We start from the raw sequence: 13,626 nt of genomic DNA, 5'->3' as shown, positions 1-13,626 counted from the left end.
TAGACTCTTTTATTTTAGAAAAGTCTGATTGATTCAGTTATCTAGTGAAAACAAAACGCATAATCAGCGAATAATTAAATAGCAAAACCCGCCGAGTTTTAACGGTTTTTTATTGCAGTTTTAAGCCATTCTTGTTCAAATGTCGGGTTAATAGTGAATTACAATAATCAAACCGCTAAACTGTGATGTCAATGTCACGACATTGAGGTCTAGATGACTTTTTATTTTGGATAATAAATCCAAGTTTGAGTGGTATTGAGTAAAAGTGAACAAATGGTTTAATGAAATACTCTCGTGTGTTTATCAATAGTCTAGCCTATGAGCTAGCACCACAAGTTGTCTCAAGTCTGGATCTTGAATCTCGTCTTGCGCCTTTATATAAAAAGTTTCGTATTCCTATGGGGCAACTTGCTGCCTTGACTGGGATAACTGAGCGTCGCTGGTGGCCAAAAGGGTACCGTTTATCAGACGGAGCCATTGCTGCGGCTAACAAAGCGGTCAATGAAACAGGCATTAACGTAAGCGACTTAGGTGCAGTGGTTTACACCGGTGTGTGTCGAGATCAACACGAACCAGCAACCGCGTGTCGCATTGCTGCTGAGCTTGGGGTATCAAAAGATACCGCGATTTACGATATCAGCAACGCTTGTCTTGGCGTGTTATCGGGTATTTTAGACATTGCTAACCGTATCGAGCTTGGTCAGATTAAAGCGGGTATGGTGGTGTCATGTGAATCGGCGCGCGATATTGTTGAAGCGACCATTGATCACATGCTTGCTGAGCCAACAATGCAAAACTTTGCTCAGTCATTAGCAACCTTAACCGGTGGTTCAGGTGCTATTGCGGTTATTTTAACCGACGGTAGTTTACCGCTGAAAAACACGCGTCAACATCAACTTCTAGGGGCAAGCCATTTATCTGCACCCGAGCATCACAATTTATGTGAATGGGGCCTTCAAGAAGCCGGTCATATGTTGTACCGTGAATTTATGCGTACCGATGCCGTCACCTTATTAAAAGAAGGCGTTGATTTAGCCAAGCACACTTGGGATCACTTTTTAGCCCAGCGTGATTGGGTGGTGGAGCAAGTGGATAAAGTCATTTGTCATCAGGTGGGCGCATCAAACCGCAAGCAGGTACTTAGCGCGCTAAATATTCCACAGGAAAAAGAATATCCCACCTACCAAACCCTTGGCAATATGGGCACGGTATCGTTACCGGTCACGGCAGCTATTGCCCACGACGTGGGTTTTTTGCGTCAAGGTGATCAGGTCAGCTTTTTAGGGATAGGCAGTGGTTTGAACTGCATGATGTTAGGGCTTAAGTGGTAACACGCCCTTACTAATTGAACAAAAAACAAAACATATTCAATAGGACACATCATGACGTCTTACACAGCACAATTGCAGTCATTACTGCCATTTGAAAGCCATTTTTTAGATAGAAATGGCCATCAGTTACACTACATTAATGAAGGCCAGGGTGAACCCGTTGTGATGGTTCATGGCAACCCAAGCTGGTGTTATTACTTTCGCAATTTAGTCAGTGCACTGAGTGTTAATCATCAGTGTATTGTGCCAGATCATATTGGTTGTGGTATATCTGACAAACCCAACGATCCCGATTATGATTACACCCTTAATAACCGTATAGATGATTTAGAAGCCCTATTAGATAATTTAGGTGTTACTGAAAACATCACCTTAGTGTGTCATGACTGGGGCGGCATGATAGGCACAGGTTTTGCTGCCCGTCATCCACAACGCATTAAACGTTTAGTGTATTTGAACACCGCAGCGTTTCATTTACCCAAGGCTAAGCCGTTTCCCTGGGCATTGTGGATTTGCCGTGAAACCTTATTCGGCACCTTATTGGTGCGTGGTTTGAATGCGTTTTCTTCAGCCGCATCGTATGTGGGTGTTAAGCGTAAACCTATGGATAAAGCCGTACGTGAAGCCTATGTTGCGCCGTTTAACTCATGGAAAAATCGTATTTCCACCATTCGATTTGTGCAGGATATTCCATTAAAGCCAGGTGATCGTAATTTTGATTTAGTGACTGACATTGGTGACAGTCTTGCTAAATTTTCCCATGTTCCGACGCTGATTTGTTTTGGCTTACAAGATTTTGTGTTTGATAAGCATTTTTTAGCCGAGTGGCGAGAGCGTATGCCCCATGCTGAAGTTCATGAGTTTGCAGATTGTGGCCACTATATTTTAGAAGATGCCAGTGACGAGGTGATTGGGCTTATCCAAGGTTTTATCAAGCAAAACTAAAGGCTCTTCGGAGCCTTTTTTATTAAAGACCTAGGCGCTTTAACACCAATAACGGCAAATTGATTTAATTGGCATTTTTTTATTCCACTTTGATTAAGTAACTTAGCTATTTATGACTAACTCAACACCTTTGCCTGATCCAATCCCTGATCAGCAGCCGCAACCAGAATCAGTAATTGAATATGCAAATTTGTGTCAGCATTTAGTGAATGCAGCTCTGCACAGCCCCGATTTATTAGCCGTTGCAGTGCAACAGGCTAAAGCGAACGGACAGTATCAGTACCAAGAGTTAACCTTTGCCGAACTGGATAAACAATCCGATGAGCTGGCCTATAAACTCAACGCATCAGGTATTAAACAGGGCATGAAAGCGGTATTGATGGTCACGCCCAGTATCGCTTTTTTTAATCTCACCTTTGCACTGTTTAAAGCCGGTATCATTCCCATTTTGGTCGACCCAGGTATGGGGATTAACAATTTAAAGCAATGCTTTATTGAATCCAAACCCGATGCTTTTATCGGTATACCCAAAGCCCATATCGCAAGACGTGTACTTGGCTGGGGAAAAGATTCAGTGAGGTATTGCATTAATGTAGGCGGTAATCGCCTACAGCGTTGGTTGGCGGGTTGCCTCAGTATTGAGTCGTTAAAACAGGTTAATGGTACCCAGTATAATCGTTATCCTATGGTGAAATTAGCCGAAAATGACATGGCTGCGATTCTGTTTACCAGTGGCAGTACTGGTACGCCCAAAGGCGTGGTTTACAGCCATAAAATGTTTGAGGCACAAATCAGCGCATTAAAGCACGACTACGGCATTAATGTTGGCGAGCGCGACCTAGCCACTTTTCCGCTGTTTTCCTTATTTGGCCCCGCTTTAGGTATGGCCTCAATTGTGCCAGATATGGATGCCAGTAAGCCGATTACTGCTGAGCCTAAACACTTATTTGCGGCGATTTCACAGTATCAATGCAGCAATATGTTTGTTAACCCTGCACTACTTGAACGATTAGGTCAGGCTGGTGAGCAAACCCAACATAAGCTGACCTCAGTAAAGCGAGTTATTTCAGCTGGCGCGCCAGCAACCATTTCATCGATTAAACGTTTTAGTAAAATGCTTGAACCCAACGTTGAAGTGCTTAACTCCTATGGCGCTACCGAGTCATTGCCTATCAGTAAAATAGCCAGCAGTGCATTATTCAACACCACAGATAAAACCGATCAAGGTGCTGGCATTTGTGTTGGCCAGACCATTGACGGGGTTGAAATTGCAATCATCGATATCGTTGAGCAACCCATCGCACATTGGACCGACGATTTAAGCTTACCCGCTGATCAAATTGGTGAAATTGTGGTGAAAGGCGCCATGGTCAGCCAAACGTACTATCAACGCGATAGCGCCACCGCTGCAGCCAAAATACAAGATGGCATGCAAATGCGCCACCGTATGGGCGATGTTGGCTATCTTGATGCTAATAACCAACTATGGATGTGCGGCCGCAAAGCTCACAGGGTCGATGCAAGCATAAATGGGCAATTTGAAAAACGTTATTTTTCAATCCCCTGTGAGCGCGTGTTTAATACTCATGAGCAAGTGAAACGTTCAGCATTAGTGCCAGTTACCATTGATGGTAACCTAGTGCCTTTAGTGTGTATCGAACTGAATAAAGGGGTGGTGTGTTCAACCTCAAAAGTGCTGTATCAAGCCCTACTTGAACTGGCGAATGCCCATCCACACACGCAGGGAATTAGCCGCTTTCTGATTCATCCTGATTTTCCGGTCGATGTGCGTCATAATGCTAAAATATTTCGTGAAAAATTAGCCGTTTGGGCTCAAAAACAATGGAAAGAATAATGCTTGAACCACACATTACGCTGACTGATTTTCCAATTGAAGAGCAAGTTGCACTTAAGCAACTTAAGCATAAGGTGACCAAGGTTTTTGTCACCGGTGCGGGGGGCTTTTTAGGTTTTGCAATATGTAAACGCCTGATTGCTGCTGGTATCTCTGTGGTGGGGTTTGCAAGAGGGGATTACCCCAAATTAACTCAGATGGGCGTGCAGTTAATTCAAGGCGACATTGCTAACGTTGAACAAGTGACAGCCGCGATGCAAGGTTGTGATCTGGTTTTTCATGTGGCGTCAAAAGCCGGTGTGTGGGGCAGTAAACAGAGTTATTTTTCACCTAACGTTGACGGCGCAGATAACATTATTAAGGCGTGTCAGCGTTTAGCTATTCACTATTTAATTTATACCAGCACCCCAAGCGTGACATTTGCCGGCGAAGATGAAAATGGTATTAATGAACAGGCGCCCTATGCTGGTCAGTATTTGAATTATTACGGTGAGTCAAAGGCTATCGCCGAACAAAACATGCTAGCCGCTAACAGCCCAAGCTTGAAAACCACCGCCTTAAGACCGCATCTTATCTGGGGGCCGAATGATCCCCATCTTGTCCCGAGGGTCATTACCCGCGCTAAAGCCGGGCGCTTAAAGCTGCTCGGTAAGCAAGATAAGCTAGTTGATACCATTTATGTGGATAATGCGGCATATGCGCATATTCTTGCCGCGGTTGATTTAACCTCAGCGGCAAAATCTGCGGGGAAAGCGTACTTTTTAAGTAATGATCAACCTATTACCATGGCGCAAATGCTCAATAAAATTTTAGCCTGTGTTGATTTACCCCCCGTTACCAAGCGAGTGCCTGCAGGATTAGCTTATGCTGTTGGGGCACTGCTTGAATCGATTTATTTAGCATTGAATAAATCACAAGAGCCCATCATGACCAAGTTTGTCGCAAAGCAGTTATCGACCAGTCATTATTTTGATATTAGCGCCGCCAAGCAAGATTTAGGATATCAGCCATTGGTGTCAATTGATGAAGGCATGTTAAGGTTAAAGCAATCATTATAATGGCGAATATATCCATACTTTAGTGTAATTTACCCACAGCGGTTTTAGGTTATCATGGCGCGGTTGTACCTTTGAAAGCGACCTTTAGCATAACCCCTGAACGTTAGCTAAACATCGACATTAAAGGTGAATTAATACCAATCTTAATAAATAACTGATCAGCCTAGCTTGTTAAAACACTCGATAACGGCGTTAGATTTTTTGATTGTAGAATAACTGCTTATCGAAAAAATTTGCCATGTTTTCAAGCGTTTTCCCTAGGTTGTTTTTGCTCACTTACTTATCGTGATTAATGGTACAACAACCTAAACCGCAATCAACTCATGCAGTATTGATGCTGATTTCAGCATCATGTTTAAAGCTTGTGTTTAAGACTATAGGGAAGTAGTGTGATGAATATTAACTCAGTGGCAGTGTCCTGTTTTACTCTTTTCAAGCGTCGCAGCGCCATATTGCTGCTAGCCAGCATGACCATAATGCAACAGGGCTATGCCATTCCATTAAATACCCAACTTGAAGCCCTTTATGCCCAGCAAGATCTGGTTGAGGCCAATCCATTGATTGGCACTTGGCAACTCGTTTCTGGCCAATACCTAGATGAAAAGCAGCAATGGGTTGATTATAAAAGTTTAGATTTAGCATCGATAAAAATCATTTCAGACAGTCACTTCAGTTTTACCACCATTAAAAATGTGCAAGGCAGCAAACAATTTTGGGCCGCTGGCACCGGCACTTATCAATTAACCGACAAATATTATATTGAAACCCCAGAGCTAAATTCATTCGGGGTAGTAGGCACCGCGTTTAAGTTTGAATACACCATCAAGCAAGACAAGCTGTTCACCAAACGCCTTGAAAACGGTGTCTTAAAAGAACAAGAAGTGTGGCAACGAATTTAACTTACCACAGCTGTTCGCTCTGGCCCGTAAGGCTTTTCTTTGCGACAGCTAAATAACATGGCCATATATGGCATTGTTATATTGACGAAGATTAAAAAAATCCGCAGTGGTTGGTCTGCGGATTTATAACTGATATAAGGTGGGGTATCAGCACGATCAGATTGGGTATATGGTATGCGAATGGGGGACGCAAAAACAAAATACCTGAATCTAGTATCAATTAAAGTGGATTAGAAATAAGGCTAACGACCAAAACTGATTATGATTTCTTTGCGTCAGATTGCTTTACTTTGGCTTCAACTTTTTCAGGAAGCGCGGCAAGAACAAGTGCGCTAGCAAATAAATTTTTGAATGCTTTCATGTCAAAATCCTTTCAATTAAACGGGTAGCTGGTCGATGTGAAATCACTATATTCTCCCGCTATAAATAAGTAAAATGACAAAATATCACTTAGTGGATTCCATTTTGGCATGAATGTATCAATTAAAAATTTGCAATGTTTTCTTACTGTCATTGAAGTTGGCCACTTTACCTTAGCGGCTGAACAGCTTTATATGACTCAGCCCACACTGAGTAAAACCATTAAAAAAATGGAAGATACACTGGATCAAAAATTATTGATCCGCAATAACCAGAAAGTGGAAGTGACAGAAGCGGGCTTACTATTGGCCAAAAGTGCCCAACAAATTGTGGGCCAGTGGCACCGTATGTATGAAGACATGAATGCGCTGACGGGATTAAAGATTGGTCGATTGCGTTTAGGTTTAAGCCCAATGACAGGTGGTATGTTTATTAATATGCTGGCTAGTTTTAAAACTACTTATCCAGGTATTGAGGTGAATGTGCTTGAAGTGGGTGGGTTTGCGGTTGAGAAAGCTTTGCTAAATGACAGTTTAGACATTGGTGTTACAGCATTGCCTACTACCCATGCCGATGAATTTAACATACTGAAATTAGAACGTTATTCATTACATGTCTGTGTGCATGTCGACCATGAGTTGGCAAACCAAACTGAGTTAACATGGCAAGATTTAGATGGGCGCCCCTTTGTGCAATACAATGACCAGTTCGCTATCGGTAAAGTCATTAGCCAGAGCTGTCAAGGAACTGGTTATAAACTGAATGTGGTGTCACATACTGGCCAGTGGGAGTTTATGGCCGCAATGGCAGAAGCAAAAATGGCCTACGCCATTTTGCCCGAGCCAATTTGTCAGCGAGTGTCGTCGGCTAACGTTAAATTTATTCCGTTAGCTGAAAAAGTGGCGTGGGAGTTAGCCTTTATTTGGCGTAAAAATTTACCATTAACAGCTGCCGCGCAAGCTTTTATCGCTCAGGTAAAACCGACCTATAAAGAGGATGTGTAATTGTGGTTATTGCCTGTTAATGTCTGAATTTGACTGATCTTAGCCTCAATATGCTGCGAATGAGTTTATCGACCAGCGACTGATGATAAATCCACATCTACTCCTGTAACATTTTGCTTACATTTTGTCGCGGACTATTTGCCTTATCCATCTTGGTTATATCTTATTCCTCTGTATCTTAAATCTTGCTCACACTTTTATAACGACAATAACAAAGTGAGCAAGGAGAATAATATGCAAGATAACAAACAAGCTCATTGGGATTTGGCGACATTGGCCATTCACGGCGGCCATCAACGGGAAGCCTTTGGGGCATTAGTGACACCCTTGTATCAAAGCGCCACATTTGTATTTGATAATGCTGAGCAAGGTGGTGCTCGATTTGCCGGAGATGAAACCGGTTATATTTATACCCGTTTAGGTAATCCCACTACTTCAGAACTTGAACGTAAAATGGCGTTGCTAGAGGGCGCTGAAGATGCAGCTGCCTGTGCCTCTGGCATGGCGGCGGTATCAAGTGCATTGCTTACCCATTTACAAGCGGGCGATCATTTAGTGGCCTCTAAGGCGGTTTATGGTTGTACCTTTGCATTAATGACCACTCAGTTAAGCCGACTAGGGATTCATGCGACTTTGGTTGATTTTGCAGATTTGGCAGCTGTAGAGGCGGCAATTACCCCGCAAACCAAAGTGCTTTTTTGTGAAACACCAGTAAATCCCCATTTAGAGGTGTTTGATTTGGCGGCGCTGGCGCAAATCGCTAAAAAACATCAATTAGTATCGATTGTCGATAACACCTTTATGACGCCATTGTTGCAGCAACCACTGGCAATGGGGATTGATATGGTGATCCACAGTGCGACTAAATACCTTAATGGACATGGTGATGTCATCGCAGGCATAGTGTGTGGCAGTAGCGAGCATTTACATAAGCTTAAATATGAAATACTCAAAGACTTTGGTGGCGTGATTTCGCCGCACGATGCTTGGCTTATTTTGCGTGGTCTAAAAACCTTAGATGTTCGCTTAACGCGGCATTGTGATAATGCTGAAGTGCTGGCTGATTATTTAGATAAACATCCGGCCTTTGGCAAGGTGTTTTATCCTGGTCTTGCTAAACATGCAGGGCATAAGTTCATTGGTAATCAAATGAAACGAGCGGGTGGGGTGATTGCTTTTGAATTAAAAGGCGATAAACAAGATGCGATTAAATTTGTTAATCGCCTTGGTTTGTTTGCAATTGCCGTCAGTTTAGGTGATGCAGAGTCATTGATCCAGCATCCCGCCTCAATGACCCATTCACCTTATACACCTGAAGCCAGATTGGCTGCTGGGATCACTGATAACCTGTTAAGAATTTCAGTGGGTCTTGAAAATGTGCAAGACTTGATTAATGACATAGAACAAGCGCTGGCTTAATCGTTTGATTTTAAATGGTATACATTAAAACTAACCATTTAATACTAGCCCTTTACGCAAGGCTGTCGGCAATGTGTTGATAGCCTTCAATCACGCTGATATCCACCGCCGATATACTCTTGGCTGCTTTTTTATAATGGGTCAACAACTTGTTCAGATAACCTTTGATAATTAGCGATTGTTCAGCACAGTCAGTTTGCCAAATTTTATTGCCAAATAAGCTGATTAATGGATCTGTTGTGAGGTTTATCTGATCCGCTGCAGGCCTACTAATGTAAAGCAACTCATAATAACGCATGTTGTCGCAGATAAGTTGCTCATCAAGCAATTGACAATAACTAGCATTGAGCATGGCTCTGAGCTTTGCCACGTGATGTACTGGGCAAAGTAAAAAATCTAAGCTCAATGATGGATGCGCGTTCATCAATTGTTGAACCATTTGCAGCATTAAGTCCCCACCCACACCCGCAATGATCACCAGTTGTCGACCTTGATATTGATGTAATGGCAATTGTGCCACATCAATACAATGCACTTGCCAGTGAGGTGGGGTGTCGGTGTTCAGTGGGTAAAACAATTGCAGTTTGTGTTCCACTTGCTGCATCAGTTCGGGGACGATATCCACAAAGTGGGTTGTTGTGGAGAGTTTTTGATCCAGTATCTGTGCGCCTAATAGCCCATGATCGCAGCAGCAATCCCAAATATGCTCATATTGTGGGGGAATCATTTTGACAATATGGGATAAACGGTGACTGAGTTTCATAAGGCCTAATTGAGTGATAAAGCAGGCAAAGTGGATGTTGTTAATCAAAGCTGTGGAATTTTAACCATAATAAGCGCATATCGCTAGGGCGTGTTTATCTTGGTTTAGTCTCAACCGAAGGGCTTTGGCGATTTCCCAGCCATTCTGCCCGCAAATTCATTATTGAACGGGCTAAACAGCGTTCATTTTTAATTGCCTGGCAAAAAATAGCTTACTGCATAATTTATCAACAAAGATAAACGCGCCCTAGGGGATAAAATGGCGATAGTTATAGATATTGCTTTGAATCTTCCATAAAATGATAAGTTAACTTTTTTGCTGCTATTTTGATAATTGTCAGCGGCGCACTTGGATGTAATGAATGTCGGCTAAACTGTTTAACCTTCCTATCAAGCTATCTCATGACTTATTGGCTAAGTTGTTTACTGCCACGCAAATGCAAAAAGCTCAAAACTACTTGATCCAAGGGCGAGTGTTAGAGGTTACCGCTAGCCAAGATAATCATAATATTGAGGCCTACACTCAAGGCGCAGCAGAAGATCCCTACCGCCAAGATATCAGTTTAGTTAATGTGAATCACAAAGTGATTATGCGTTCTTACTGTACTTGCCCTGTTAGACGAGATTGTAAACATGTTGCCGCGGCGCTGTTAGCATTGATAGACAATAAACCGGTAGAAGAGCAGCGGATTTCTCAATGGTTAACTCAGCTGACCCAATTAGATAATACCCAAAATAAACAAAATGATGACTCAGTACCGGATAGAATTATTTATTGTCTATCAAGCGATCCTCAAGGTGTGTATGTAGAGTTAAAAAGTAGCAAGCTGAATAAAAAAGGTTTATATAATCGTGGCAGCAAACAAGCCATTGGTGACTTGCGTGTGTATCTTCCGTGGTGGATAGGCCCAGAGGATAAACAAATTATTGGGCTACTATTTGCTAATAATTTGCAGGGAAACAAAATTTATTTAGAGGGTGAAATTGGCTATTTAGCATTAATGAAAATGATGCAGGCAAAGGTGGCATTTTGGGAAGATAATCGCTTTCCTCTTATCGAGTGCGCCGCAGTGGTGCCTGAATTCATTTGGGCGGATATGGATAAAAACCATACGCAGATGCAAATGACCCTGCCAGGGCTTGAAAATTGGGAGTTTATTGCCACCGAGCCCCCCTTATTTATCGAGTTGGATTATTTAAAGTTAGGGCGAATCGATACCGATCTTTCGGTAGGGCGTTTAAGTCTTTTACAAAAAATGCCCCCTGTACCCAAAACCAAACTGGATACCATCAGCCATGCACTGTTAAGGCATTTTCCATCGAAAATAGTGCCTATTCCTAATGAAATTGAATTTAAAGAAATTAATCAGGCGCTAGAAACTCGCCTGACATTCGGCCTGATTAATCGCAGTGATAGCCTTAGTAAGCAACCGGCAATACGTGTTGAGTTTTGCTATGGCGATGTCCGTTTTGATGCCAATGAACAATTTGAGCGCATCAGTTTACTGAAAAAGGGCAACGTGCAGTATCAGGTTCATCGTCAAGCGGATGTTGAGCAACAACAGTTAGCTATTTTGATCAAACTGGGACTGACTCGGGTAGCCAGTGAATTGGTGGACATGAGCCAAGCACAACGCTTCTTTTTAACTCAAGGCTTATTGCCCGATGCCATTATTGCATGGTCTGATTTTTCTACCGAAGGCGTGGATGATCTTATTGAGCGTGGGTTTGTGGTGCGTTTTGATAGTGATTTTGACCTTAATATCATCGATGCCGAACTGGATGTGGATTTAGATGATGAAGATGAGTCTGGCTGGTTTTCATTGTCATTAAATGCCGATATTGATGGCCAACGTATTTCGTTATTGGCATTGGTCGCTCGCTGGTTACAACAGCATGGCGAACCCGATGATGAACAAGAGCTGATATTACCTAGCGATAATGGCCGTTTTATCAAGATTAAAGCGAAGTCGATTAAACCGCTTATTTCTGTTATTCAAGAATTGTTTAATCGTCATTCATCCGATTCGATTCAAATTCCCCGCAATCGAGCGCATTTGTTGAATGATCTAAGTGCCAGTGAAGTGCGGTTACTGAATGGTGAGCGGGTGCGATTACTCGCCAGTAAATTAGCTTCTTTTAAGGGGATCACTCCTATCACTTTGCCTGATGGCCTCAATGCGACGCTGCGTGATTATCAAAAACAGGGCGTGGATTGGCTGTGTTTTTTGAAAGAGTATCAGTTGGGTGGGATTTTGGCCGATGATATGGGGCTAGGTAAAACTATTCAGGCGTTAGCTTTTTTATTGTATGTAAAACAACAAACGCAGGCCAGTGAGCGCAAACCCAGTTTAATTATTTGCCCAACAAGTTTAGTGGGTAACTGGCAAAAAGAAGCCGAAAAATTTACCCCAAGCCTTAAAGTTATTGTGATACACGGTAGTCAACGTCATCAATGGTTAGCTAAGCTTGAAGAGTACGATGTAATAGTAACAACCTATCCACTGATCATGCGGGATGAAGACATATACCATGAGCATGTTTTTGAGCACATAATATTAGATGAAGCCCAGCAAATTAAAAATGCTCAGGCGAAAGTCACTCAAGTGATTAAAACCTTGAAAGCGCGCTTTAGATTGTGTTTGTCCGGCACCCCGTTAGAGAACCATTTAGGTGAATTAAAGTCGCTAATGGATTTCTGTTTGCCGGGGTTATTGGGCCAGAACACTTATTTTAATAAAGAATTTCGTGGTCCGATTGAAAAACAAGCCGATTTTGAGAAATCAATGCAGCTAAATCAACGTATTTCGCCGTTCATGCTAAGACGCACCAAAAAACAAGTTGTGGCCGAATTACCCGAAAAAACCGAAATTATCCAATCGCTTGAATTAGAAAAAGGTCAACGTAATTTATACGAATCCATTCGCTTGGTGATGGAGAAAAAACTGCGCGAATTATTTGCTAAAAAAGGCGTGTCGAGCAGTCATATTGAGTTTTTAGATGCGCTGCTTAAACTGCGCCAAGCCTGTTGTGATCCACGATTGGTCAAGCTTGAGCAAGCACAGAAAGTGACTGATAATGCCAAGTTAAACTGGTTGGTGCAAAACTTGCCCGAAATGCTAGAAGAAGGCCGAAAAGTGCTTATTTTCAGTCAGTTTACTTCAATGCTGACGCTTATCGAGCAAGAGCTTAATGTGTTAGGTATTCCATTCAGTAAGTTAACGGGACAAACAAAACAGCGTCAAAGCCAAATTGATGCCTTTCAAGAGGGCGAAAATGCGGTGTTTTTAATTAGTTTGAAAGCCGGTGGTACTGGACTGAACTTAACGGCAGCAGATACTGTCATACATTATGACCCTTGGTGGAATCCTGCTGCTGAGCGTCAGGCAACAGATCGGGCATATCGTATTGGTCAGCAAAATCCGGTATTTGTCTATAAGCTTATTGCAGAGGGCACCGTTGAAGAGAAAATTCAGGCGATGCAGCAGCATAAGCAAGGTTTAGCCGATGCGATTTTGTCTGATGGACAACAAGGCCCATGGAAAGGCAGTGCCGATGACCTATTAGCCTTGTTGAGCTAGCTTTAACGCAAGTTGTTAAGCATCATTTGTGTTACAAGCTTTAATACCCAGTGTGAATGTCGATAGCTCAGTTGTAACGTCGATAAGTGGCTTAATTATAATTTTGCTTTAGCTGTCAGAGTGACACACAAAGCTAAATTGGACGGTTTCTCACGAAGCAACGTTTGCATTAATATTAATCACAGTAAATACAGGTTCAGAAATAGCGAAGAAAATGCATATAACAAGGCAGATTTTTATGATAAGTCTTTATTTTAAAGCTAAAAATTAACGCTGTTATCGAGTATGTGCAAAAGCTAGCATGAGCCGTTATTTATTACGATGCTAATGTGCCAAGTGCAAAATGAAACCTGCTTATCTCATCTTTTAATCGAGTTGAGATGTTTAAAAATGTCATCATGCATATTTGATT

The 13,626-nt window shown here is 42.3% G+C and carries 9 protein-coding genes; 8 read left to right on the top strand and 1 reads right to left on the bottom strand.

The window, feature by feature from the left end; translation table 11 throughout:
• The first annotated feature begins 281 nt into the window (after positions 1-281).
• The 7 genes from OHT75_RS01230 (at position 282) to OHT75_RS01200 (ending at position 8,871) form a co-directional block, all read left to right on the top strand.
• Positions 282-1,331: a 3-oxoacyl-ACP synthase III gene (locus OHT75_RS01230; RefSeq protein WP_188843549.1), complete on the top strand. Its 1,050-nt coding sequence runs from the start codon at positions 282-284 to the stop codon at positions 1,329-1,331.
• Positions 1,332-1,382: 51 nt separating this feature from the next.
• Positions 1,383-2,276 carry an alpha/beta fold hydrolase gene (locus tag OHT75_RS01225; protein WP_264724558.1) on the top strand — a complete coding sequence of 298 codons (894 nt, stop codon included), beginning with the start codon at positions 1,383-1,385 and terminating at the stop codon, positions 2,274-2,276.
• Positions 2,277-2,388: 112 nt separating this feature from the next.
• On the top strand, positions 2,389-4,131 hold the full coding sequence (oleC, locus tag OHT75_RS01220) for an olefin beta-lactone synthetase (RefSeq protein ID WP_264724556.1): 1,743 nt from the start codon (positions 2,389-2,391) through the stop codon (positions 4,129-4,131).
• The gene (gene oleD / locus OHT75_RS01215) at positions 4,131-5,189 is read left to right on the top strand and encodes a 2-alkyl-3-oxoalkanoate reductase (protein WP_264724554.1); all 1,059 of its coding nucleotides are present in this window, start codon (positions 4,131-4,133) and stop codon (positions 5,187-5,189) included. The genes oleC and oleD overlap by 1 nt, the downstream gene beginning before the upstream one ends.
• Positions 5,190-5,581: 392 nt before the next feature.
• Positions 5,582-6,088 carry a hypothetical protein gene (locus tag OHT75_RS01210; protein ID WP_264724552.1) on the top strand — a complete coding sequence of 169 codons (507 nt, stop codon included), beginning with the start codon at positions 5,582-5,584 and terminating at the stop codon, positions 6,086-6,088.
• Between the two features lie 470 nt (positions 6,089-6,558).
• Positions 6,559-7,452, top strand: coding sequence for a LysR family transcriptional regulator (locus OHT75_RS01205; RefSeq protein ID WP_264724551.1), 894 nt, complete (start codon positions 6,559-6,561; stop codon positions 7,450-7,452).
• A 234-nt stretch (positions 7,453-7,686) separates the two neighbouring features.
• Positions 7,687-8,871: a trans-sulfuration enzyme family protein gene (locus OHT75_RS01200; RefSeq protein WP_264724550.1), complete on the top strand. Its 1,185-nt coding sequence runs from the start codon at positions 7,687-7,689 to the stop codon at positions 8,869-8,871.
• A 52-nt stretch (positions 8,872-8,923) separates the two neighbouring features.
• Here OHT75_RS01200 and OHT75_RS01195 read toward each other — a convergent pair whose 3' ends face one another.
• Positions 8,924-9,634, bottom strand: coding sequence for a tRNA (adenine(22)-N(1))-methyltransferase (locus OHT75_RS01195; protein WP_264724548.1), 711 nt, complete (start codon positions 9,632-9,634; stop codon positions 8,924-8,926).
• Positions 9,635-9,995: 361 nt separating this feature from the next.
• On the opposite strand from OHT75_RS01195, the gene OHT75_RS01190 reads away from it, so the two are divergent.
• Entirely contained in the window at positions 9,996-13,214 is a 3,219-nt protein-coding gene (locus tag OHT75_RS01190) for a DEAD/DEAH box helicase (RefSeq protein ID WP_264724547.1), read from the top strand.
• Positions 13,215-13,626 lie beyond the last annotated feature (412 nt).

Origin of the sequence: Shewanella subflava (assembly GCF_025971955.1) — a bacterium.
GTDB classification, from domain to species: Bacteria; Pseudomonadota; Gammaproteobacteria; order Enterobacterales; family Shewanellaceae; genus Shewanella; species Shewanella subflava.
Note: the sequence above shows the minus strand (reverse complement) of the source record. Positions and strands in the feature narration are given on the sequence as shown.